The sequence below is a fragment of the Promicromonospora sp. NPDC050262 genome (genome assembly GCF_040655935.1).
GTDB lineage: Bacteria > Actinomycetota > Actinomycetes > Actinomycetales > Cellulomonadaceae > Promicromonospora.
This window is the reverse complement of record NZ_JBFAKX010000008.1, coordinates 214023-237182: the sequence shown is the minus strand read 5'-3', so window position 1 is coordinate 237182 and position 23160 is coordinate 214023. Positions and strand designations below refer to the sequence as shown.

At 73.7% G+C, this 23160-nt stretch carries 22 protein-coding genes and 1 pseudogene; 14 read left to right on the top strand and 9 right to left on the bottom strand.

Going from position 1 to position 23160, the window contains the following annotated elements; all coding sequences use genetic code 11:
- Window positions 1-37 precede the first annotated feature (37 nt).
- The 3 genes from AB0I29_RS14795 to AB0I29_RS14785 all read left to right on the top strand — a co-directional run bounded on the left by AB0I29_RS14795 (window position 38) and on the right by AB0I29_RS14785 (window position 2152).
- A complete protein-coding gene (locus AB0I29_RS14795) occupies window positions 38-499 on the top strand; it encodes a nuclear transport factor 2 family protein (protein WP_116674311.1) in 462 nt (153 codons plus the stop codon).
- On the top strand, window positions 492-1121 hold the full coding sequence (locus AB0I29_RS14790) for a TetR/AcrR family transcriptional regulator (protein ID WP_285107236.1): 630 nt from the start codon (window positions 492-494) through the stop codon (window positions 1119-1121). Before AB0I29_RS14795 ends, AB0I29_RS14790 begins: the two co-directional genes overlap by 8 nt.
- Before the next feature lie 80 nt (window positions 1122-1201).
- The gene (locus AB0I29_RS14785; protein ID WP_357482514.1) at window positions 1202-2152 is read left to right on the top strand and encodes an NADP-dependent oxidoreductase; all 951 of its coding nucleotides are present in this window, start codon (window positions 1202-1204) and stop codon (window positions 2150-2152) included.
- A 233-nt stretch (window positions 2153-2385) separates the two neighbouring features.
- Here the strand turns inward: AB0I29_RS14785 and AB0I29_RS14780 are convergent.
- Window positions 2386-2514, bottom strand: a pseudogene (locus AB0I29_RS14780) (nitroreductase family deazaflavin-dependent oxidoreductase); the annotation flags it as partial.
- Window positions 2515-2607: 93 nt separating this feature from the next.
- Between AB0I29_RS14780 and AB0I29_RS14775 the strand changes: the two are divergent.
- Complete coding sequence (locus AB0I29_RS14775) at window positions 2608-2898, top strand: hypothetical protein (protein ID WP_357482512.1); 291 nt, start codon at window positions 2608-2610, stop codon at window positions 2896-2898.
- Window positions 2899-2924: 26 nt separating this feature from the next.
- Here AB0I29_RS14775 and AB0I29_RS14770 read toward each other — a convergent pair whose 3' ends face one another.
- Window positions 2925-4520, bottom strand: a complete 1596-nt coding sequence (locus AB0I29_RS14770; RefSeq protein ID WP_357482510.1) for an SLC13 family permease — start codon at window positions 4518-4520, stop codon at window positions 2925-2927.
- Between the two features lie 120 nt (window positions 4521-4640).
- On the opposite strand from AB0I29_RS14770, the gene AB0I29_RS14765 reads away from it, so the two are divergent.
- The gene (locus AB0I29_RS14765; RefSeq protein ID WP_357482508.1) at window positions 4641-6116 is read left to right on the top strand and encodes an FAD-dependent oxidoreductase; all 1476 of its coding nucleotides are present in this window, start codon (window positions 4641-4643) and stop codon (window positions 6114-6116) included.
- On the opposite strand, the gene AB0I29_RS14760 is transcribed toward AB0I29_RS14765, so the two are convergent.
- Entirely contained in the window at window positions 6117-6818 is a 702-nt protein-coding gene (locus AB0I29_RS14760; protein WP_285107243.1) for a hypothetical protein, read from the bottom strand.
- Between the two features lie 169 nt (window positions 6819-6987).
- Between AB0I29_RS14760 and AB0I29_RS14755 the strand changes: the two genes are divergently transcribed.
- Entirely contained in the window at window positions 6988-9906 is a 2919-nt protein-coding gene (locus AB0I29_RS14755; protein WP_357482505.1) for an AAA family ATPase, read from the top strand.
- Window positions 9907-9950: 44 nt separating this feature from the next.
- Here AB0I29_RS14755 and AB0I29_RS14750 read toward each other — a convergent pair whose 3' ends face one another.
- Together AB0I29_RS14750 and AB0I29_RS14745 are read right to left on the bottom strand one after the other, a co-directional pair.
- Entirely contained in the window at window positions 9951-10223 is a 273-nt protein-coding gene (locus AB0I29_RS14750; protein WP_357482503.1) for a nickel-binding protein, read from the bottom strand.
- Between the two features lie 23 nt (window positions 10224-10246).
- The gene (locus tag AB0I29_RS14745) at window positions 10247-11575 is read right to left on the bottom strand and encodes a glycoside hydrolase domain-containing protein (protein ID WP_357482501.1); all 1329 of its coding nucleotides are present in this window, start codon (window positions 11573-11575) and stop codon (window positions 10247-10249) included.
- Between the two features lie 112 nt (window positions 11576-11687).
- Between AB0I29_RS14745 and AB0I29_RS14740 the strand changes: the two genes are divergently transcribed.
- The 5 genes from AB0I29_RS14740 to AB0I29_RS14720 all read left to right on the top strand — a co-directional run bounded on the left by AB0I29_RS14740 (window position 11688) and on the right by AB0I29_RS14720 (window position 15496).
- Window positions 11688-12188, top strand: a complete 501-nt coding sequence (locus AB0I29_RS14740) for an SRPBCC family protein (RefSeq protein WP_357482499.1) — start codon at window positions 11688-11690, stop codon at window positions 12186-12188.
- 1 nt (window position 12189) lies between these two features.
- Window positions 12190-12846, top strand: a complete 657-nt coding sequence (locus AB0I29_RS14735; RefSeq protein WP_357482497.1) for a chloramphenicol phosphotransferase — start codon at window positions 12190-12192, stop codon at window positions 12844-12846.
- A gap of 121 nt (window positions 12847-12967) precedes the next feature.
- Window positions 12968-14143 (top strand): NUDIX hydrolase, encoded by a 1176-nt coding sequence (locus AB0I29_RS14730; protein ID WP_357482495.1) that lies wholly within the window; start codon window positions 12968-12970, stop codon window positions 14141-14143.
- A gap of 16 nt (window positions 14144-14159) precedes the next feature.
- Window positions 14160-15056 carry an aminoglycoside phosphotransferase family protein gene (locus AB0I29_RS14725; protein WP_357482493.1) on the top strand — a complete coding sequence of 299 codons (897 nt, stop codon included), beginning with the start codon at window positions 14160-14162 and terminating at the stop codon, window positions 15054-15056.
- 122 nt (window positions 15057-15178) lie between these two features.
- Window positions 15179-15496: a DUF5808 domain-containing protein gene (locus AB0I29_RS14720; protein WP_357482491.1), complete on the top strand. Its 318-nt coding sequence runs from the start codon at window positions 15179-15181 to the stop codon at window positions 15494-15496.
- Window positions 15497-15583: 87 nt separating this feature from the next.
- Here AB0I29_RS14720 and AB0I29_RS14715 read toward each other — a convergent pair whose 3' ends face one another.
- Window positions 15584-16813: a hypothetical protein gene (locus AB0I29_RS14715; RefSeq protein WP_357482489.1), complete on the bottom strand. Its 1230-nt coding sequence runs from the start codon at window positions 16811-16813 to the stop codon at window positions 15584-15586.
- A gap of 184 nt (window positions 16814-16997) precedes the next feature.
- On the opposite strand from AB0I29_RS14715, the gene AB0I29_RS14710 reads away from it, so the two are divergent.
- The 3 genes from AB0I29_RS14710 to AB0I29_RS14700 are packed head-to-tail and all read left to right on the top strand — an operon-like array spanning window position 16998 to window position 20128.
- Complete coding sequence (locus AB0I29_RS14710) at window positions 16998-18011, top strand: tripartite tricarboxylate transporter substrate-binding protein (RefSeq protein ID WP_357482487.1); 1014 nt, start codon at window positions 16998-17000, stop codon at window positions 18009-18011.
- Entirely contained in the window at window positions 17917-18591 is a 675-nt protein-coding gene (locus tag AB0I29_RS14705; RefSeq protein WP_357482485.1) for a tripartite tricarboxylate transporter TctB family protein, read from the top strand. The genes AB0I29_RS14710 and AB0I29_RS14705 overlap by 95 nt, the downstream gene beginning before the upstream one ends.
- Window positions 18592-18619: 28 nt before the next feature.
- On the top strand, window positions 18620-20128 hold the full coding sequence (locus tag AB0I29_RS14700; RefSeq protein WP_357482483.1) for a tripartite tricarboxylate transporter permease: 1509 nt from the start codon (window positions 18620-18622) through the stop codon (window positions 20126-20128).
- 15 nt (window positions 20129-20143) lie between these two features.
- On the opposite strand, the gene AB0I29_RS14695 is transcribed toward AB0I29_RS14700, so the two are convergent.
- The 3 genes from AB0I29_RS14695 to AB0I29_RS14685 form a co-directional block, all read right to left on the bottom strand.
- Window positions 20144-20890: a sulfite exporter TauE/SafE family protein gene (locus AB0I29_RS14695; protein WP_357482481.1), complete on the bottom strand. Its 747-nt coding sequence runs from the start codon at window positions 20888-20890 to the stop codon at window positions 20144-20146.
- Window positions 20891-20989: 99 nt separating this feature from the next.
- Window positions 20990-22336, bottom strand: a complete 1347-nt coding sequence (locus AB0I29_RS14690) for a HAMP domain-containing sensor histidine kinase (RefSeq protein WP_357482479.1) — start codon at window positions 22334-22336, stop codon at window positions 20990-20992.
- On the bottom strand, window positions 22336-23019 hold the full coding sequence (locus AB0I29_RS14685; RefSeq protein ID WP_285107265.1) for a response regulator transcription factor: 684 nt from the start codon (window positions 23017-23019) through the stop codon (window positions 22336-22338). The genes AB0I29_RS14690 and AB0I29_RS14685 overlap by 1 nt, the downstream gene beginning before the upstream one ends.
- Window positions 23020-23160 lie beyond the last annotated feature (141 nt).

The window sequence follows — 23160 nt, the reverse complement described above, 5'->3', positions numbered from 1 at the left end:
CCCGGTACGGCGCCGGAACACCCGAGGAGACATGGATATGAGTGACCTGGCTGAGCTCACCCGGCGCCTGGACGCGCTGGAGGCGGTCGAGGAGATCAAGAAGCTGAAGGCGCGGTACTTCCGCTTCGTGGACGAGAAGAAGCATGACGAGCTCGCGGCGCTGTTCACGCCGGACGCCACGCTGGTGACCGACGGGATCACCTGGGGTTCCCCTCGTGAGTTCGCGGACACCATCCGCGACCTGACGGGTGACGCGCCGTCGGTGCACCACGGGCACATGCCGGAGATCGAGATCCTGGGCGAGGACTCGGCGTCCGGTATCTGGGCGATGGAGGACTTGCTGACCTTCCCCGTCGGGCCCGAGGCCCCTGAGGGGCACAACGGTTACGGGCAGTACCGTGAGACCTATCGCAAGGTCGACGGCCGGTGGCTGATCGACTCGGTGCTGCTGACTCGCCTGCGGATGGACGCTCTGGAGAACTGGGACCCGGATGCCTGACCTGGATACCACCACGGATGTCCGCGCCGACGCGCGGCGCAACCGGCGCCAGCTGATCGTCGCGGCCCGGGAAGCTATCGCCTCCCGCGGCCTCGACGTATCGGCGCTGGACATCGCGACCGCCGCGGGAGTGGGGGTGGGCACCCTCTACCGCCGCTTCGGCACCAAGGACTCGCTTTTGGACGCCGTCGTCGTCGGCCTGTACGACGAGATGCTCGAAAGCGCGCAGGAGTGCCTGCGCATCGAGGATCCCTGGGAAGGGCTGAGCCGGTTCGTCATGGAGCTGGCCGGCGCCCACCGCGACAGCCGAGGTGTGGCCGAGGTGACCGCCGCGTGCGACACCGTGCCCACGCCCGAGATCGAGGAGCGGACCACGGCCCTGCAGGACGCCGTCATCCGGCTCACCGACCGGGCGTACGCGGCCGGCGCGCTGCGCGCGGACGTGACGTGGCAGGACGTCATGATCAGTTCGCGCGCGGGGTTGGACACCGACCACTGCCTCGGCGTCGACGCGGGACCCGACGGATGGCGCCGCGTCATCACGCTCCTCCTTGACGGGATGCGCGCCCCCGGACACACGCCCCTGAGCGGCACCGCGCCCCACCTGCACGACAACTCCTAGCACCAGGCCGACCAGGCCACGGCACGTACGAGGTCGTGGCTGGTTCCCGTGCGCCCAGAACTGAGTGAGGAAGAACCGGCATGAGAGCCATCGGAATGACGACATTCGGCGGACCAGACGTCCTGCGCGAGCTCGACCACCCCGAGCCGGAGGTGGGTGACGATGAGGTACGGATCCACGTGGCGGCCGTGACCGTCAACAACGGCGACCTCAGGATGCGCCGCGGCGAGGTGCACCAGCTTCGCCACGACGCCCCGTGGGTCCCGGGGATGGAGGCCGCGGGGGTCGTCGACGCCGTCGGAGCGCGGGCTGCGGACCGGTTCCGCGTCGGCGAGGCGGTCACGGCACACGTGTGGCCGATCGACCCACGCGGTGGCGCCTACGCGGAGCTCACCGTCGCCGACATGAACCGTGTGGTGCGCACACCCCACGGCGCCTCGATCGCGCAGGCGGCGACCCTGCCGATGAACGGTCTGACCGCCTACCAGACCGTCGAGGCGATGGGGCTCGAGCGGCCGGGCACGGTGGCCGTGATCGGCGCCGCGGGCGCGGTCGGCGGCTACATCGTGCAGCTCGCCGTCGCCGCCGGGCACCGCGTGGTCGCGGACGCCGCGGACACGGACCGGGCGCTGGTCGAGAGCCTCGGCGCGCACGTCGTCGTCCCGCGCGGGGACGGTGTGGTCGACGCGATCCGTGCGGCGGTCGGCGAGGTGGACGCCGTCGCCCTGGCAGCCATGCCCACGCTCGATGTCGCGGAGATCGTCCGCCCCGGTGGTGCCGTGGCGTCCGTCGTCGGGTTCGGCGATCCCGGCCAGGTCATGGCCGCGCGCCGCCGTCGCGTCCGGCTCGCTCCCGTGGTGGTGGACGCCATCGCCGAGCCGGCACCGATGCTCCGGCACCTCGGCGAGCTCACCGAGCGCGGCGAGATCACGCTACGGGTCGCGGACGAGCTCCCGGCCGAGGACGCATCCGAAGCCCATCGCCGTCTGGAGTCGGGCGGCGTCCGCGGGAGGATCGTCCTCAGGTTCTGAGGCGGTGCCGCGATCCAGGAGTGGGCCCGGCGCCGGGCCGGCCCACTCCCGGGCCGCCGAAAGGCCACGGAGGCTGCTGGGCGCGTACCAGCTCGACCACCGGTATCAGCCGGTCGGTCATGCTCTGGTACCCAGCGAACTGCGGCTGGACGGCGGACTGCTTTGGCGAGGTACTCCTCGCTTCCGCCCTTGCTGGCGAAGGCGAGGATGCGGCCGTTCTCACCGAAGTGGACCAGGGGCGTGATCCGCTCCTTGACGGACTTGGCGCCGACGTTGTGCACCAGGACCAGAGGCTTGTCCGCGAAGACGCCTCCGGCGCGGCCGCCGTTCGCACGAAACTCGGCGATCACGGTCTGGTTCATGGCATCGCGTCTCTGTCCCGGTTCGATAACGGCCCCCGAGCAGCGCGACCGTGATGTGCTCTCACCGTCGAGGTTCGTGGATGATGACTGCTCATGGACGCCAGAAAGCCGCTGTCGGGTCTCTACGCCCCGATGCCCGAGGTAGGCACGAAGAAGTTCTGCGTGTTCTGTCGCGAGCCGGTGACCCTGGAGCGGGCGGCGTCGGGGTGGCACTACTGGACGGCGGTCGGTGACCCGGTGGACGGCGGCCGGCACTGCTACGGCGGCACGATGGGCAACGTCCACTCGCCGGCACTGCGCACCCTGCACCTGCCGCTGGCGGAGTCCGACGACCAGAAGTGGGCCTGGCGGTACTCGCCGGAGGGCCAAGGCCGGTTGCAGTAGCACGCGTGCGCGGCGTGCCCGCCGGCTCAGAACGGCCAGATCAGCGGCACGTACCACACCGCCGCCGCGAGGAACACGAGGGCCAGCGGCAACCCCAGCCGCCAGTAGTCCCCGAACCGATACCCGCCGGGCTGCAGCACCATCAGGTTGACCGGTGTCGCGATCGGGGTGAGGAACGCGGCGGCCCCCACCACCGCGAGGGCCATCATGAACGGCTGCACGCTCACGTCGAGCGTCTGGGCGAACGACACCGCGACCGGCGCCATGACGAGCACGGTCGCGACGTTCGAGATGAACTGGCCGAGCACGAGCGTGAGCGCGCACAGCGCCAGGAGCGCCAGATGTGGCGAGCCGCTGCCGGTGAGGCGCATCACGACGTTTGCCATCGCCTCGGCCGCGCCCGAGGACACGAACGCCGTCGACAAGGGGATGAGCGCGGCGATGAGGATGACCGTGTCCCACGAGATCGCCCGGAGGCTCTGGGGAACGGTGAGCACCTTCAGCAGCACCAGCGCCCCCGCGGCCAGCAGCCCGACGATCACCGGAGGGACGGCGCCAGTCGCCAGGAGCCCGATCGTCGCGATCAGCACCCCCAGGCAGCGCCTCCAGCCGGTCCCGAGCGGCACGCTCCGCTGGAGGCTCTGCGACGCCTCGACGGCGATGACGTCCGGTGACCGGGTGTAGCGGTGCAGCGCCTCCCACGGCCCGCGGACCAGGACGGAGTCACCGGCCTGCAACGACAACGCTCCCGACGAGGCCGAGCCGTCGGAACCGGCCGAGGAGTCGCTGCCGCGGCGCAGCGCGACCACCACGAGATCCTCGTCCCGCGTGGTCATGCCCGGGCTGACGCGACGCCCGATCAGGGTCGAGCGCGGCGCGATGAGCACCTCGACGACTCCGGCCGTGTCCGTGAAGAGGCGGGCCGCGTCGAGCTCCGCGGTGTAGCTCTCCCGCCACGAACGCACCCGTTCGTGCGGGTCGGCCGCGACGTCGACCAGGTGCTCCGGGACCCGCTCCGGCAGGAGACGCTCGCCGAGGGTCACGACGAGGAACATCGTGACCAGGACGAGCGGCAGGCCCACCAGCGCGAACTCGAAGTACCCGAACTCGCGGCCGCCCGACTCCGCGGCGACCTCGGAGACGATGACGTTCACCGGGGTCCCGGTCAGCGTCAGCATCGACCCCGCGCTGGCGGCGAACGCCACGGGGACGAGCATCCTCGACGGCACGATGCCGGCCCGCGCGGCGGCGACGACGGCGACGGGCAGGAGCGCCGCGACGGCTCCGTTGATGCTGATGACCGCCGCGAGGACCGCCGTGCCGCCGACCATCGCCACGAGCAGCCCGGCGCGCCCCCACGACGAGCACTTCTCGAGCTGCGTCCCGATCCACGCCGTGATCCCCGTCGTCGCCAGTGCCTCACCGAGCACGAACAGCGTGGCGATGAACAGGACGATCGGATCGCTGAAGCCGGACAGGGCCTCGCCCAGGTCGAGCACGCCGGTCGCCCACAACGCGACCGGCACGAACAGCGCGACGATCACGAGCGGCACCCGGTTGGTCGCGAAGCCGAGCACCGCCAGCGACAGGATCACGAGGGTCGCGACCAGGGGGTCGATCATGCCTGTCCCGTCGGTCGAGGGTGTCGTTGCACGAGCCCCATCGTCGCACCCGGCCGGACGGGACGGGCGGGCCGGGACGCCGCGCTGGTCGTGATCCGGGCCACCCGGCAAGATCGACGCATGACCAACCTCGCTGACGAGTCCGTGACGACCCGGTCCGCCGAGCTCGACGTCGACCTCGCGGTGGTCGGCTTCGGCAAGGGCGGCAAGACCCTCGCGGCCACCATGGCCCGCCACGGCAGCCGCGTCGCGATGATCGAGCAGTCCGACCGCATGTACGGCGGGACGTGCATCAACATTGGGTGCGTCCCCACCAAGGCCCTCGTGCACTACGCCGAGAACGGCTCGGCCGACGTCCCCGGTCCGGACCGGTACCGCCGCGCCGCGGAGCACACCGACGCCCTGACCACGCTGTTGCGCGGCAAGAACTTCGCGATGCTCGACACCCTCGACACCGTGACCGTCATCACCGGCACCGCGGCCTTCGCGGACCCCCACACCCTGGTCGTCACGGCCGGCGACGACACCCTGCGGGTCACGGCGCGGACGATCGTCGTCAACACCGGCGCCGATCCCGAGCTCCCGCCGGTCCCGGGACTGCGCGAGAGCGAGCGCGTGGTCACCAGCACCCAGCTGCTCGCCCGCACCGAACGGCCCGACGAGCTCGTCGTCCTCGGCGGCGGGTACGTCGCCGTCGAGTTCGCGTCGATGCACGCCGCGTTCGGCGCGCGCGTGACCCTCCTCGCCCGGGGGCCGCGCATCCTGCGGGCCGAGGACGACGACGTCGTCGCCACCGCCACCGAGATCCTGACCGACGCGGGCGTCACGATCCGCACGGGAGCCACGGTCACCGGCGTCGCCGACGAGGACGGCGTCGCCGTCGTCAGCTACACCGATCAGGCAGGCGGGCCGCAGACGGTCCGGGGCGACACGGTGCTCGCCGCGCTGGGACGTCGTCCGCACACCGCCGGTCTCGGTCTCGACGCCGCCGGGATCCGGACGGACGCCCGCGGCGCCGTCGTGGTCGACGAGCACCTGCGCACCACCCAGCCGCACGTCTATGCGGTCGGTGACGTCAACGGCGGGCCGCAGTACACCTATGTCTCGCTCGACGACCACCGGATCGTGCTCGACCACCTCACCGGGGAGGGCCACCGCACCACCACGGACCGCAGGGCCGTCGCCTCCGCGCTCTTCATGACCCCGCCCCTGGCGCGGGTCGGCCTCACCGAGGCCGAGGCCCGCGCGTCGGGCCGCCCGCTCCTCGTCGCCCGGAGGCGGGTCGCCGACATGGCGACCGTGCCCCGGGCGCGGATCGTCCACGATCCGCGGGGCGTCATGAAGGCGGTCGTCGACGCCGAGACCGATCAGATCCTCGGCGTCACGATGCTCAGCCACGACGCCCACGAGACGATCAACACGGTCGCGCTCGCCATGCGCCACGGCGTGACGGCCGGCGAGCTGCGCGACGAGATCTACACCCACCCGTCCATGACCGAGGCCCTCAACGACCTGTTCGCCAACCTCCGGCCGGTCGAGGACCCGGTCGACGACGGTGCGCCCGGCCGGTCACACGGACCGGCCGGGACCGAGTGATCACCGCGGGACGTATCCCAGCGACGACGCTGCGCCGTCACCCCGGGTCCCGGCAGGGACCAGCGTGAGCACCAGCGCGTCCGCCGCGTCCATGGATGCGGCTCCGCCGTCCGGGCCACGTGGGGCCTGTGCCTCGGCCAGGAGGTTGCCCGGGCCCTGGGCGACCACGTAGGCCCGCTCGACGGTGCACGGCGTGCCCAGCACCACCTTGGCGTCGCCCTCGCCCGTCAGCGTGGTCCTGTTCGCCGTGTCCGCCTGCCACGGCAGCGCCGTGCAGGAGGACGCCCCGCTCGCCGAGGAGTCGACGTCGAGGACAGCGAGCGCGCCGGAGGGCCGTTCGAGGTACCTCGGCGCCGTGATGCCGGGGGCCTCGGCCAGCGCCGGAACGAGGCCGTCCGCGCCGGCCGGGTCGGCCGTCGGGCCGACCACCGCGTCGACGACGACGCGGACGCGTGCGGCGCCGGAAACGAGCACGAGCCGGTCGGGCGTCTCGGTGACGATCGACCACCCGCCGGCGGCCAGCTCGCCACTGTCCAGTGCGGCGCGGCCGCCCAGCACGAGCCTCGGCCCGTTCGTCTCCTCGTCCTCCAGGGGCCGTGCGGTGGCCGGTGCGCCCAGCGCGAGCGTCGCGGCGCCCACCGCGGCGAGCATGCCCGCCAGCAGGCCGGCGCGACGCGTGTCCCGAGGGTTCTGTCCAGTCATGGTTCCGTTCCTTCGTGATCGGACCCCTCCGGACGGAGCCCTGGTACGAGCGACGCTAGGAGCGGGCGCGAGACGGGACATGACCGGAACGGACCATCTTCGAGGGCCGGCGCACATGGTCAGATCTGACCATCGACCCGTTCGAGCGCCCCGGCGTAACGTTGCTGACGTGGCCGGTTGGTCGGCGCAGGAGCAGCCGCGCCGCGGCGAGGCGGCTCGGGGCCGGTTCGTCGGGCGCCGGGCCGAGCGCGCCCAGCTCCAGGAGGCCTGGGCGGCGGCGCGCGCCGGGTCGCGCCAGGTCAGATTCGTGGGCGGCGAGCCGGGGGCCGGGAAGTCGCGCCTCCTGACCCAGCTCGCGGCCGAGCTGCCGCGTGACGGGGTGACGGTGCTCACCGGCGCGTGCCCGAGCACGCTCGCGTCACCCTACGAGCCGTTCGTGGCCCCGGCCGCCGCGATGCGGGCGGCGATCGCCGACGGCGCGCTCCCGCTGGCCCGCCCGTCGCCCGACGAGCAGGCCGTGGCGGGCACGGTCGCGCTCCTGGGCACGGTCGTGGGCGAGCGTCCGGCAGGCCGCGCGTCCCGCCGCGACCTGCTCGACGCGGTCGTCACCTCGGTGCGTTCGGCGGCCGCCGTCGAGCCGCTCGTGCTGCTGCTCGACGACGTGCACTGGGCGGGCGAGACCGCCTGGGAGCTGCTCTCGTACCTCGTGGAGCAGACGGCGGACCTCCGGCTGCTCCTTGTCGCGACCCACCGCGTGACCGCGACCGACCGGACCGACCACCTCGTGAACCATGTGGCCCGCCTCTACCGGCTCGACGGTGTGCGCCGCGTCGACCTGCCGCCGCTCGCCGCGGCGGACGTCGAGGAGTATCTCCAGAAGGAGGCGAACGTGCCGGCCGCGCTGGCCCGGACCGCCGCCGTGGACCTGCGCGAGCGCACCGGCGGCAACGCGTACTTCGTCCGCGAGCTCGTGCAGACCCTCGCGGCGGAGGGCCCCGCCGGGTTCGTGCAGCCGGGCGGGCGGATGCCGCCGTCGGTACAGGACGCGGTCGAGGCACGGCTGGGCGCGCTGGACGCCGAGGCGCGGGGGACGGTCGAGCGTGCGGCCGTCATCGGCGACGTCGTGGACGTGGACCTGCTGGTCGCCGCGGGCGAGACCCAGCCCGAGGCAGCGCTCGGTCACCTCGACGCCGCGGTCGACGCCTACCTGCTCGAACCGGTCGACGACGCGCCGACCGCCGTCCGCTTCCGGCACGCCATCACGCGGGACGTCGTGCTCGGCGCGATGCCGTCCGCCCGCCGCACGGTCCTCCACCTGCGGGTCGCCCGCGCGCTCGAGGCGCGCGGCGGCCGCGGCGCCGCGCATGCGGCCCAGGTGGCCCACCACTTCGAGGCGGCCTATGTGCTGGGCCACCGCGCGGAGGCCGTGCGCTACCTGCGCCTCGCCGCCGTCCTGGCGGCGGAGGGCCTGGCGCACGACGAGGCCGCCGACCTCTACGAGCGCGCCGCGGCGATCGACGACGACAGGGCGCGGGCCGACGACGCCACCCTGCTCGCCTCCCGGGAGCGCATGCTGACCGGCGCGTTCGTACGGTCGCGGGCGCTCGCGGAGCCGGTCGCGGACGACGCGGCGTCCGCGCACAGGCTCCGGGCCGCCGTGCAGTACGAGGACGCCAACTGGCGGACCAACGTCGCCGGGGGCAGGTCGGTCGCGCTGCTGCGTGCCGCACTCGACTCGTCGGACGACCAGGACGAGGAGCTCCGGATCCGCGCGAAGGCGGGCCTGGGCCGCGCGCTCGCCTTCGACGGCGAGGACGAGCCGGGCCGTGTGCTGTTCGAGCGCTCGATCACGCGTGCCCGCGAGCTCGGGGGCGATGACCTGCTCGGGGATGTCCTGGTCGCCTCGCTCGTGCTCGGCAGCGCCGTCACCGACGCCGACGTCAAGCTCGGCCGTGCGATCGAGCTGTCCGAGCTCTGCCTGCGAACCCATGACCTCTTGCGCCTGGGCCCGGCGGCCTCGTACCGCACGCTGCTCGGCTACCAGCGCGGGGACACGGCTGTCGTCCGGGCCGGTCTCACCGACCTGCGCCTGGCGGTCGAGAGCACCCACCAGCGCTACTTCGGCTATCTCGCGGGCTGCGTGGACTTCTCGGACCACCTGGCCGCCGGACGCCTGGCACGAGCGGCCCAGGTGTCGGAGGCGCTGCTCGAGATCGGCCATGCCGTGGAGCTCGACGAGCACGTGGGCCCTGATGGCCAGTACGGCGTGCAGCAGTTCGTGCTCCGCCGGGAGCGGGGTGAGCTGGACGAGGTCCGCGGGCTCGTCAGCGGCGACGACGACTTCGGCGGACGGTGGGTGCCCGGCCTGCTCGCGCTCTACACCGAGCTCGGGATGCACGACGCCGCGCGCCGTGCGCTGTGGTGGCTGATCGAGTCCGGGACAGCCGAGTCGTCACCCGGTACCCGCGCGGGCGTCCTGGCGTTCCTGTCCGACGCGGCGGTCGCGCTCGGCGACCTGGAGGCGGCCCGGGTGGTGCGCACCGCGCTCGCACCCTACGCCGGGCTCAACATCATGTTCGGCTCGCTCGTCAGCGCGATGGGCAGCGCCGACCGCTACCTGGGCTCCCTCGACGCCCTGCTGGGCACGGAGGGCTGGGAGGCGGAGTTCGCGCGGGCCGAGGCGATGGACCGCGCGATGGGAGCGCACCTGCACGTGGCTCACACCCTGGCCGCGCACGTGGCGGCGCACCTCACGACGGGCGCGGACGGCTGCGACGTCGGGGCGCTCGCCGCCGAGGCGCGGCGCATCGCCACGTCGGTGGGGTCACGACGGGTGCTCCGCATGCTCGACGCCGCGCTCGGGGAGCCCGTCGGTGTCCGGGCGCGGCGCGCCGACGGGCTCACCGAACGTGAGATCGAGGTGCTGCGGCTCGTGGCGCAGGGACTGAGCAACCGCGAGGTGGCGCGCTCGCTGGTCATCAGCGAGAACACGGCCGCCAACCACGTGCGCAGCATCCTGCTCAAGACGGGCTGCGAGAACCGGACCCGCGCCGCGCGGTACGCGGCGACCCAGGGCCTGCTCGACTGACACGGAGGACGTCCGACGGCCGGGACCGTCGGACGGTCGGGCCCTCAGACGACCGGTTCGAGCGCACCGGACGGCAGGATCCGCCCGGCGACCTCGACCACGCGGTCCGCCGGGATCCCTGCCGCCGCGGCGGCGCTCAGGATCAGCTCGGCGGTCGGCGCCTCGTAGAGGCAGTACGACTTGCGATGGTCGAGCGAGAGGAACGAGTACAGCCAGCGCACCCCCTCGTTGGCGTTGATCTCGTTGAGCTTCTCGAAGGCGCCCAGGTAGGGCTCGACGCGTTCCGCGTAGGTTCGCTCGATGACATAGAGCGGCACGATGGACCTCCTTCAGCCCGGTCTCACGGACAGCGCGGCACCGGAGCGCTCCACGTGGTGTTCGACCGGTTCGAGACGTAGTAGTCGCTGACCCAGCGGTTGCCGTACAGCTTGTTCCACACCGAGGTGGTGCCCACAAGGCTCCCCGTCGCCTGGCACATCACGGGGGCCAGGGCGCCGCGGCGCAGCGGGCTGCCGGTGGTCGGGAACGACGCCCCCGGGCCGGTGCGCGCGTTGAGCGAGTCGACGGTCACCTGCCCCGGGTAGAGGCACCGCGGCAGCCCCGAGGAGAACCCGGTGTTCGACGGCGTCGAGACGTAGTAGTCGCTCGCCCACGCCCCGTTGGTCAGCCGGTCCCACACCGACGTCGTGCCGACCGTCTGCCCGGTGGCCTGGCACACCACGAACAGCGTGGCACCCGGCTGGTAGGTACGGACGGCGGGGTAGGACGCCGCCGGGCCGCTGCGGACGTTCAGCGGCGTCGTGCTCGTCACGCGGTAGGTACGCGCGACCGTGGCGACGGGCGCCTTGACGTTGTCGGAGTCGATGGCCATCGTCACCCCGCCCCAGGTCTCGGTGTGGTCGCCCTGGTACTGCTTGGCGCGCTGGTAGTTCGACCAGTGCGCGTTCGGCGCCGTCGGCCAGCCGGTCAGCGAGGGGTCGCCGTCCCAGCGGGCCATCCAGACGGCGTCCGGGCGGGCGTACGTGGTCCAGTTGTAGGCGTCGGAGAGGTCGCGGATCCCCGAGTCCTGGTGCGCGTACACGCCCGCCAGGTACCCCGAGGCGTGCACCGTCTTGGTCCACGCCGACACGTACCGGTGCACCGCCGTCCGGCAGCTCGCGTCGGCCCGGTCGTAGTGCTCGACGTCCGCGTACAGGCCGCTGCCCGGCCGCACGCCCAGTGACGCGGCCTGAGTGACGGCGTCCGCGCCGTCCGAGTTCCCCCGGGCCGTGGCGTCGGTGGCGGTGTAGCGGTTCGGCTTGCTGCTGCCGAACTTACAGAACGGCTGGTAGCCGAAGTAGGTGGGGAGCAGCTTCCACCCGCCCACGACGGCGTCGCGCACCCACGTCCGGGTCAGATTCGGCTGGGCGCAGCCGCGGTTGTTGCCGCCGAAGTAGATGTTCACCACCTTGTACGGCGACGTGCCCTGCCACGCCGCGAGCTGCGCGAGCGACGGCGCGGTGCAGGTGTCGAAGCCGAGGCCGTCGGCCCGGGTCATGGTCGATCCGGACGTGAAGTACACCGGGGTCTCCGGCTCGGCGGCGGCAGGGAGGGCGAGTCCGCCGAGCAGCACGGCCAGGCTGCCGCCGAACGCCGCCAGGCTCCTGAGGATCGTGCGGGTGGCGGACATGGGGTACCTCCGTGGACGGGCCCCCTCACCTACCTCGGAGTGTGCGTCTTACGAGGTCGCGGCGGCAGGGTCTTTGGTCCCGACCCTGCGGGCCCGCGGGTAGGGTCCGGGCATGGCTGGTTCGAGCGAGTCGGGTCCGGGCGCCGTTGGTTCGGGGGACGCCGGTTCGGGCGCCGTCGGCCCCCGGCGCTACCGGGACGTGCGCGCCGCGACGGTCGGCGCCCCGCCCGAGGTGGTGTGGCGTGCCGTCCTGGACCAGGTCGAGGTGCTCGGGCGGCCCGCCTGGTACGTGCGCCTGATCGGCTGCCGCGACCGGCGGCCCGAGGGGCCGCGCCCGCTCACGGCGGGTTCCGTGGTGCCGGGCTTCCGGGTCCGGGCGGCGGACGCGCCGGGTCGGCTCGTGCTCGACGGCGTCCACCGGTTCTCGGTCTACACCCTCACCTTCCGGCTCGTGCCCGACGACGCCGGCACGCGGGTCGAAGCGCACACCGACGCGACCTTCCCGGGCGTGCTCGGCGCGGTCTACCGCCTGCTTGTCATCGACTCCGGCTTCCACAAGATCGCGACCCGGAGCATCGTGACGCGCGTCCGGCGCCGGGTGCTGGCGGCCTGACATGAACTCTCCTTCGCCCGTCAAGCCGCTGTGCCTGGTGATCAACGGTCCTTCCGCCGCAGGGAAGTCGACCCTGACGACCGCGATCCAGGAGCGAGCGGAGGCGGCACTGTTGAGGTTCGGTCTCGACGAGCTGTTCCGCATGGTGCCGGATCACTGGGGAGGCGGGCTGGCGGGTGCACGGCACTCGGACCTCGGTTTTCGTTACGAGGAGGTCGAGGCGGCCGAGGGCCACGAACGTGTCCGGCGGATCCGTACGGGCCCGGACGGAATGCTCATGCTGAAGGCGATGAACGCAGCCGTCGTCGCGATGTTGCGGGCCGGTCAGGGTGTGATCGTGGACGGGCAGGCGTTCGAGCCGGAGGCCAACCGAGACCTCGAGGTCCGGTTGGCGGCGCTCGGTGAGGAGGGCGCGGCGGCCGTGGCGATCGTCGAGCTCAGGACGGACGACAGCGACCTCGCGGACCGCCAGCGCCGGCACGAGCACCCGGCAGGGCTCTCGTTGTTCCACAACGGCCAACCGCCGCAGTCGCCTCAACCGGACCTGGTCATCGACACCACCGGACGGGACGCGGCGCAGGTGGCGGACCGGCTCTGGGACTGGCTGGTGGCCTTCTACCCGGCGGTCGCGACCGGGACACGCACGACGTTCGAGTAGGGAACTGACCGCCGCGTCGGTGGTCTGACGCCGGGCTCACCAACCCGGGTTCACCTCGTCGTGGGGCAGGGTTCACGAAAACGAATGTGTCGGCCCCTCGTCGTGCGCAAGGATGACGGGCGTGGACCCGCGAGCTGACGCTGCTGCCCTGGTGGCCGACCGTTACCCCGAGGCGCGCTGGGCGCTGCTCGCGGGCAGCGTGCTCGACCCCGGCTCCCGCACGGCGGGCTCCGACCTGGACATCGTGGTGTGCCTGCCGGACGACGCCGTCGGGCACCGCGACGCGCTGCGCTGGCGGGGCTGGCCGGTCGAGCTGTTCGTGAACACCGAGGCGGGGCACCGCTGGTTCATCGCCAAGGAGACGGCCCGGAGACGGCCCACGCTGGCGCGCATGATCGCCACGGGGGTGCTCGTGGCAGGTCCCGCCGGGGCGGTCGACGGTCTGCAGGCCGACTGTCGCGCCCTGCTGGACGCCGGCCCCGGTCCGGCGTCGGACACCGCGCTGGAGGACGCCCGGTACGGCGTCACGGACCTGCTGGACGACCTCGCGTACGCGCGGGACGGCGGCGAGGCGGACGTGGTGCGGTCCGTGCTGTGGGAGCGGGTCGGGCACCTCGCGCTGGCCGCGGCCGGGCGGTGGGACGGCGGCGGCAAGTGGCTGCTGCGCGAGCTGCGCACCTGGGACCTGGGCTATGCCGCCCGCTGGGTGGCCGCCCGGCACGACGACCAGGCCATGGTCGACGTCGCCCGCGCCACCCTGGACGCGGCCGGCGGACCGCTCTTCGAGGGGTACCTGCGCCAGGCGCCCGTCGTCGACGAGCCGCAGGCGGTCCGCACCGTCCCGCCGGTGGTGGTGCGCCGCTCGGCCCGCGCGATCCTGCTCGACGACGCCGGCCGCCTCGTGCTGATCAAGCGGACCGTGCGGGGCCGGTCGCCGTACTGGGTGACGCCCGGCGGCGGCGTCGAACCCGAGGACGCCTCCGTCGAGGACGCGCTGCGCCGCGAGCTGATGGAGGAGCTGGGCGCCACGGCGGACGTCGTCCGGCAGGTGTTCCTGACCTCCCGGCCCAAGGACGCGGGCGTCGCGGTGCACCACTACTTCCTCGCGCGCGTGACCTCCATGGACCTGGCGCTGCGGTCCGGCCCGGAGTTCCAGGAGCCGACGCGCGGCACCTACGACGTCGAGCACGTGGACCTGCGCGACGAGAAGGCGCTCGCGGACGTCGACCTGGTGCCCACCGCGCTCAAGGCGTTCATCCGGACCAACCGGCACGCGCTGCTCGCGGAGGCGCCGTGATCCTCGCGGAGACGCCGTGATCGAGGTCCCCGCGACCTTCCTCGCGATGCCGCGCTGGTGGACCGCGACGGCCGCCGAGGAACAGTGGCTGGCCGATCTGCCGCGCCTGGTGGACGCCCGGTGCCGGCGCTGGGACCTGACGGTCGACGGCCCGCCCCTGCACGGGTCGAACGCGCTGGTCGTCCCCGTGCGCCGGGCCGGGTCGCCCGCCGCGCTCCGCCTGACACCTCCGGACGACGACACCGCCGCGCTCTCGACGGCGCTGGAGTTCTGGCGCGGCCACGGCGTGGTGGGGGAGCTCGAGGCGGACCCCGCGGCCGGGGTGCTCCTGCTGGAACGGCTCGACCCGCACCGCTCGCTCGCGCGCCAGCCCCTGGACGTCGCGTTCGCCGAGATCGGCCGGATCGCTCGGCGCCTCGCGATCCCCGCCGGCGACGACGTCGCGGCCGGCGTCGGCCGCGTGGTGGACGACGTGGCCCGCCTGACCCCGCGCCTGCGCCCCGCCTGGGAGCACCTGGGCCGGCCGTTCGACCCGGGCGTGCTGGACCTCGCGGCCGACGCCGCGGCCGTGATCCTCGCCGGCGACCGGGATCCGGTGGCGGTGAACACCGACCTGCACTTCGACCAGGTGCTGCGGGACCGGGACGGCCGGTGGTGCGTGGTCGACCCCGTGCTGAGGCGGGGCGACGCGGAGCGGACGGCGGTGAACGTGCTCTGGCACCGGGTCGACGAGATGACCGACCGGGAGATCCCCGGCTGGTTCGACGTGCTGGTCGAGGCCGCGCGGCTCGACGTCGAGCTGGCCCGGGCGTGGGCGCTGTGGCGGGTCACCGACTACTGGGTCTGGGGTCTGGACAACGGCCTCACCGAGGACCCGCCCCGGTGCGCCCGGCTCGTCGCCGCCCTGGGCTGACCGCGCCGCGTGTCGCGCCGACGGCGTCCCGAACTGCGTTCGCGACCTGCTGACGCGTGGCCCAGGATGGTGGCGACAGGCACCGGCGACGAGAGCCGGCGCCGCGAGCACCGGAGGACGTCGTGGGCTCCACCAAGTCGGGCGGCAGCACCAAGCACCGCGGGGGCGGCCTGAAGCGGCTCGTCACGATCGTGACCATCGGCCTGGCGGTCGTGGCAGTGGTCAAGGAGCTGCGCCTTCCGGAGGAAGAACGCACGTGGAACGGCAAGGTCGCGGCCGTGGTGCCGTACGACTTCCGGTTCCCGACGCTGGAGCGCGCCAAGGAACGGCTGTGGGACCCGGACGCGGAGCACGTCATCGGGCCGCGCGTCTTCGGCGTCGGCTGGGCGGTCAACGTGGGCCGCGTCGTCGCGCTGGTCCGGGAGAAGCTCGGCGTCTGAGTGGCCCGGCGGCTGCCCGGCAGGCGGCGTTCCGACCGCCGGCTGCGGCGCTGACCTCCCCGTCCGGCGAGGGTTCCGGCACAGACCTCAGTGGTCGGCGTCCCACCGCGCGACCTCGGAACCCTTCGCCCCGCCGTACATGTCGACGACCTCGCCGTCGGGCCCGTAGGTGACCGAGGCGTCGTCGTACGTGCCGGAGCCCCGGACGACGATCTCGTAGGCCCGGCCGGTGTCGCCGAACGCCGGGTTCGGCACGTGGACCCGGACGGTGACCAGGTCCTCCGGCTCGAAGCCCGCCTGCTGCGGCAGCCGGTCGGCGAGCTCCTGGAGCGAGCCCCAGTCGACGTCGGCGGCGTCGAAGGTCCGCAGCGGCAGCTCGTCGTCGCTCGGCTGGATGGGCGACGGTTCGTGCCGCACCACGTCGCCGCGCGCCCAGACGAGGTCGTCGGTGTTGTCGGAGCCGGGGGTCGCGGGCACGGTCGCGGTCGCCGTCGTGCTGCCGAGGCCGACGTCAGTGAAGGAGCTGTCCCCGGCCTCGGCGACGAACGCGTCGACGACCTCCTGCGCGCGCACCGGGTCGAGGGTGCTGGCCTCCCGGTCGACGCGCCGCTCCTGGGCCGCGGAGACCTCCAGCAGCGGCGTGCCGGAGAGTACCGCGGCGACGTCCTCGCGCACGGGGTAGAGGCGGGCGGCGAACCCGACGAGGACCAGGAGCGCGAGCAGCACCGCCGGGATCTTCACCAACCCACGCGCGTCGCGGCCCGCGCTCACGGGCACCGCCGCCCACTCGTCGGGCTCGTCCATGCGGGCGACCGTGTCCGCCTGCGCGGCCTTCTCCCGCCACGACTGCGGCGGGGACTGGAGCAGGGTCACGCCGGGGGCGTCCGCCTTCTCCTGCAGCACCACGACCACGGCCCCCGGCTGGAACTGCGGCAGGCGGGTCCTGTCGATCAGCGCGCGGGTGGTCGTCGTGTACGCGGCGCGGGTCCGGGCGGCGACGGCGAGCCGCAGCTCGGCCACGGGATCGTCGTTGATCTCGGTCCCGGTCGAGGAGATGTCCAGCACCTTGGCCAGGTGCAGGCGGCCCTCGCGCTCGGCGGTGACCACGACGTCGACCGACGGCGTGGTGCGCAACGCGCTGGTCCCGCCGATGCCCACGAGGGTGGTCACCACTGCCGTGAGCGCGACCGCGAGGATGCTCACGACCAGGGCGACGGGCAGCCACCAGTCCGGGGCGCCGTGATCGAGCCGGAGACCGATCAGCAGGATGCAGGCGAGGGCGAAACCCACGGCGAGAGAGCGCACTATCCGGATCACGCGGCAAGTATTCCGGACACCTCTGACATTCCGGGGTGGCATCGTTCGCCGACGAGGTCACCGTTAGGTCAAGCCATGAGAACTTTGTGGCGTACATCACATGTTGGGCGGTAATGTCACGGTCTCGACCGGATCGACTGCCACGGATCAACCTCTGCCAGATCAACGATGATCGGAGACGGACATGACCCCCGCCGCACCCCGGAGACACCGGAAGGCCGCCGCGTACCTCGGTGCGCTCGCCGGTCTCAGCCTCGCCCTGGCCGCCTGCTCCTCGGGCGGCGGCTCCGACCCCGCCGCCTACCCCGAGGACGACATCGAGGTGATCGTGCCGTTCTCCGCCGGCGGCCCCACCGACACCGTGACCCGCATGGTCGCCGAGCCCATGGCCGAGGAGCTGGGCGTGCAGCTCGTGGTCCAGAACGTCGACGGCGCGGGCGGCACCGTCGGAGCCGGACAGGCCGCGACGGCCGAGCCGGACGGCTACACCGTGCTCATGCACCACATCGGCATGTCCACGGCGCCGGCGCTCTACGCCGACCTGGCCTACGACCCCGTGGCCGACTTCAAGCCGATCGGTCTCGTCACCGAGGTGCCCATGACGATCATCGCGCGCGCCGACTTCGAGCCCGACACCTTCGAGGAGTTCGTCACCTTCGTCCAGGAGAACGCCGACACGGTGACGATGGCGCACGCCGGCGAGGGCTCCGCCTCCAACCTGTGCGGCCTGCTCCTGACGGACGCCCTCGGCGTCGACCTGACGGCCGTGCCCTATGACGGCACCGGCCCCGCCATGGCCGAGATCGTGGGCGGACAGGTCGACTTCATGTGCGACCAGACCACGAACACGACCGGCCAGATCACCGCGGGCGAGGTCAAGGCCTACGCGGTGACGACCCCCGAGCGGATCGAGGCCCTGCCCGACCTGCCCACCACGACGGAGGGCGGCCAGCCGGACATCCAGGTCAGCGTGTGGCACGGCCTGTACGTCCCGGCCGAGACGCCCGACGAGATCGTCGCGAAGCTCACCGGCGCGCTCCAGGTGGCGCTGGCCGACCAGGGCGTCGTCGACCAGATGGCCGACCTCGGCACCGCGCCCGTGAGTGCCGACCAGGCCACCCCCGAGGCGCACGCGGCGCTGCTGGAGGAGCAGATCGCGACCTGGGGCGGGATCATCGCCGACGGTCAGGGAGGCTGAGATCGGCGCCCTCCGGCCCCGTTCGACGGGCGACCTCGTCGCGGGCCTGATCTTCCTCGGCCTCGGCGCGGCGTTCGCCGTCGGGGCGCTCGGGTACGAGCTCGGCGCCCTCCTCGAGATGGGCCCGGGGTACGTGCCGCTCGCCCTCGGCCTCGTGCTCGCCGCGCTCGGCCTCGCGACCGTCGTCAAGGCGTACGTCGCGCCCGACCCGGCGCCCGGCGAGGTGGCCGACGTCGTGCCGGGCGACGTCGTGCCAGCCGACGCCGTGCCCGACGACGCCGCGCCCCACGACGCCCGTCCCGACGACGCCGCGCCCGACCCCCGCCCGCTCGCCGGTCTCCGGTGGCGGCCGACGCTGGCCGTGTTCGCCGCCGTGGTGTTCTTCGCGCTCACGGTCGAGGGGCTCGGCCTGCTGCCCGCGACCTTCGGCACCGGCCTGCTCGCCGCGCTGGCCCGGCCCGGCACCAGGCCGTTGCAGGCCCTGGTGATCGCAGCCGGCCTGACGGCGGCGAGCTGGGTCATCTTCGTCGTCCTGCTGCAGCTGCGCCTGCCGCTGCTGGGCGACGGGCTCGGCGGCTAGGCCCCCGGCGGGAACGAGGAGAGACGACATGGACCTGCTCGACAACCTCGCCCTCGGGTTCTCCGAGGCGCTCCAATGGCACAACCTGCTGTTCTGCCTGCTCGGCGTCGCGCTCGGCACCGCCGTCGGCGTGCTGCCCGGCATCGGGCCCACGGCGACCATCGCCCTGCTGCTGCCGATCACGTTCGGGTTCGACGACCCGACGTCGGCCCTCATCATGCTCGCCGGCATCTACTACGGCGCCCAGTACGGCGGGTCGACGACGGCGATCCTGCTCAACCTGCCCGGCGAGTCGTCGGCGGCGGTCACGGCGATCGACGGGCACCAGATGGCGCGCTCCGGCCGGGCCGGGGTGGCGCTCGCGGTGGCGGCGCTCGGCTCGTTCGCGGCCGGGACGGTCGCGACCGTGGTGCTCGCCGTCGCCGCCCCGCCGCTGGCCCGCGCCGCGCTCGCGTTCGGGGCCGCCGAGTACTTCTCGCTCGTGGTGCTCGGCCTCGTGGCGTCGATCGCGCTGGCGAGCGGCTCCACGCTCAAGGCGCTCGCGATGATCGTGCTCGGCATCCTGCTGGGCACGGTGGGCCAGGACCTGTACACGGGCACGCCGCGGTTCACCTTCGGCGTGCGCGAGCTGTACCAGGGGCTGAGCTTCGTGGCGGTCGCCGTCGGCGTGTTCGGCATCGCGGAGATCCTGCGCAACCTGCACGACCCGCGCACCCGGACCCGCATGGTCAGCCGCGTGGCGAACCTGTGGCCCGGCCGGGCCGAGCTGCGGCGGATCGTCGCGCCGGTGCTCCGCGCCACCGGGCTCGGGTCGCTGCTGGGCGTGCTCCCGGGCGGCGGGCACGTGCTCGCCTCGTACGCGTCGTACGCGGTGGAGAAGCGGATCTCGCGGACGCCGGGGGAGTTCGGGCACGGGGCGATCGAGGGCGTGGCCGGCCCGGAGTCGGCGAACAACGCCGCTGCGCAGACGTCGTTCATCCCGCTGCTGACGCTCGGGCTGCCCGCCCACCCCGTGATGGCGCTGATGGTGGGCGCGTTCATCATCCAGGGCATCACGCCCGGCCCCGACGTGATGACCGAGCAGCCGGCTCTCGTCTGGGGCCTGATCGCGTCCATGTGGATCGGCAACGTGCTGCTGGTGCTGCTCAACCTGCCGCTCATCGGGCTGTGGGTGCGCATGCTGTCGGTGCCCTACTCGGTGCTGTTCCCCGTGATCGTGGTGTTCGCGTGCATCGGCACCTACTCGTTGAACCAGAACCCGTGGGACGTGCTCGCGATGGCGTTCTTCGGCGTGCTGGGCTTCGTGCTGGTGCGCTGCGGGTGCGAGCCCGCGCCGCTGCTCCTCGGGTTCGTGCTGGGGCCCATGCTGGAGGAGAACCTGCGGCGGGCCCTGCTCATCTCCCGCGGCGACCCCACGGTGTTCCTCACGCGCCCCATCTCGGCGGTGCTGCTCACCCTGGCGGTGCTGGCGCTGGTCATCGCGGTGCTCCCGGCGATCCGCCGCAAGCGCGACGTGGTCTTCGCGGAGGATGAATAGGGGTCGCGGGAGCCTTCAGATCGTGACGAGGCCCCGGGTCAGGGCCGTGACCGCGCCCGCCACCGCCACCGTGACCGCGATGCGGGAGGCGACCGGGGTCGGCAGCCGCCGGGCCAGGACGTTGCCGAACGCCACCCCGGCGAGCACGGCGGCGAGCAGCACCGGCCAGACCCACCACGCGGGGGCGGAGCCGGCCGGGATCGCGCCGAAGCCCAGCTTGGTGACCACCGACATGACGTTCATGACCACGAGCAGCGGCTGCATCGTCGCGGCGAACGACCGGTGCTCCCAGCGGGTGGCCAGCGCGTACGCGGTCCAGGCGGGCGCCGCCACGCCCGACGTCGTGTTCATGAAGCCCGCCGCCAGGCCGGTGACGACGGCGACGGAACGGCCCTGGATCCGCACCCGCCGCCGCAGCAGGGCCGAGGCGCCCAGCGCGAGCAGCACGGAGCCGCCCACGATCACGTCGAGCCACGCGGTGTCGGCCTCGCGGACCGTCAGCGCGCCGAGGACCGAGCCCACCAGCATGAGCGGCAGGATCGTCACCACCCGCCGCCAGTCCACGCCGTCCCGCAGCGCCCGCAGGATGAGCAGCGCCGTGACGATCGCGGCCACGTTGCTGACCAGCACGCCCACCGACGCGCCCAGGAACACCGTGAGCACCGGCGCGGCCACCATGCCGACGCCCATCCCGGCGACGCGCTGCAGCCCGGCCCCGAGGACGACGGCCAGGCACGCTGCGATCAGGGCCGTCGTCTCCACCCGGACACGCTAACCCCGATCCGTGGCCGCGCTGGTCCGCGAGATGCCTGTTCAGCGGGCCGCTCGGTGGTGCGTCTCACACCGTGACGGCCAGGTCGGTCAGCGGGCCCGCGGCCACACCACGGTGAACCGGGCGCCGCCGTCGGGCGACTCGCCGACGGCGGCCCGGCCGCCCCGGCGGCGGACGAGCTCGGCGACCAGCGCCAGGCCGAGCCCGGCGCCGCCGGAGGTGCGCGCGCGGTCGTCGGACACCCGGTAGAAGCGGTCGAAGACCTTGGCCCGGTGCTCGGGCCGCACCCCGGGGCCGTCGTCGTCGACGAGCACGCGCACGGTGGACCGGCCCGCGAGCACCGAGACCACGACCCGCGTGCCGGCGTACCGGCAGGCGTTGCGCAGCAGGTTGTCCAGGACGAGCCCGGTCTCCGTGCGCGCGGCGGCCGCCCAGACCTGGTCGGCCGCGACGTTGACCAGGATCGGCACCGGCTGCTCCCCGGCGCGCGCCACGGCCGCGTGCACCTCGCCCACCAGGTCCACGTCGTCCGACGGGGGCAGCTCGCCGGCGTCCGAGCGGGCCAGCGCCAGCAGCCCGTCGAGCAGGGCCGACAGCCGTTCGGCGTCCGCGAGCACGTCGGCGTGCACCTCCTGCGAGAGCGCCGGGTCGGGGTTGGTCACCGCGACCTCCGACTGGAGGCGGATCGACGCCACCGGCGACCGCAGCTCGTGCGCGGCGTCGCCCGTGAACCGCCGCAGCCGCTCCGTGGTGGCCTCCTGCCGGTCCAGCAGCTCGTTGAAGTCGCCGGCCAGGGCGCGCAGCTCGCCGGCCGCGGCGTCGGGCACCGCCAGCCGGGCGCCGGGCGCGAGCCGGCGCACGGACTGGCGCATCCGGGCGACCGGGGCCAGCGCGGACCCGACGGCGAACCAGATCGCGACGCCCGCCACCACGGTCCCGACGAGAGCCGTGACCAGCAGCCAGCGGCTGCCCGACGCCTCGGCGGCGCGTTGCCCCACGAGCCCGGTGCCGACGACCACGAGCCGCTGGCTCCCGTCGGGCGCGGTGACGACGGAGCCCTGCCAGCGCACCTGCCGCCGGTCGCCCGCGGTGACCGGGGTCCCGGCCTTCAGCGCCCGCACCTGGTCCCGCGTCAGGGCGGGCGGCGGGGCGTCGTCGACGGCGCCGCCCGCGGTGTCCAGCACGCGCACCTCCAGGCCGTCGGCCGAGGCGGGTTCCGTGCCGGCGACAACGTCGCGGGCGGCCCCGCTCAGCGCCGTCCGGAGCTCGTCGTCCACGGCGCCGGTCAGGAGCGGTGCGAGGCCCCGGCCCGCGACCATCGCCAGGCCCAGCAGGCAGGCCAGCGTGACCGCCGTGGCGAGGGCGGTGATCCGCAGGCGCAGCGAGACGCCCGCCCAGGGCGCTCCTGTCCGGTGCCCGCCGGGCGCCGCCGGCACTAGGGCACGCCCCCGAGCCGGTACCCCTGCCCCCGGACGGTCCGGACCAGGTCGCCGGCGCCGACGGCCGCGAGCTTGCGGCGCAGGTAGCCCACGTACACCTCGACGACGTTCCGGGTCGCGGCCTGCTCGTCGCCCCAGACCTCCGTCAGCAGCTCCTGCTTGGTCCACACCGTCCCGGCGCGCGAGGCCAGCGCCACGAGCAGCGCGTACTCGCGCGGGCTCAGGGGCACGTCGACGTCGGCGTAGCGGACGGCACGGGCCCCGCGGTCGACGGTCAGCGGCCCGAGCCGGATCGGCTCCCGCGTGGTGCCCGGGGCCGCGCGGCGCAGGAGGGCGCGGAGCTGGGCGAGCAGCACCACGAACGAGAACGGCTTGACCACGTAGCCGTCGGCGCCGAGGTCCAGCCCGTCGGCCTGGTCCACCTCGCCGTCCTTCGCGGAGACGAGCAGCACGGGCGTGGTGACGCCGGCGGACCGCAGCTCCTGGAGCACGCGGTACCCGGACAGGCCCGGGATCATGATGTCCAGCAGCACCGCGTCGAACGATCCGGTCCGCGCCAGCCGCAGCCCGGCCGGGCCGTCCGCCGCGACCGTGACGTCCATGCCCTCGGCGCGCAGGCCGCGGTCCAGCGCCTTGCGGACGCCCGGCTCGTCGTCGACCACGAGAATCTGCGGTCTCATGCCTGCCAGCATGCCGCACGCGGCGGCCGGTGCGTATGCCGGGCGGGTGCCGGCCGGCAGGTCGGGACGTTCTCAGCGAGGTCTCAGGCGCGACGGGGGATCGTGGAAGGAGCAGACTGGTTCCACACGCGAAGGAGCGGG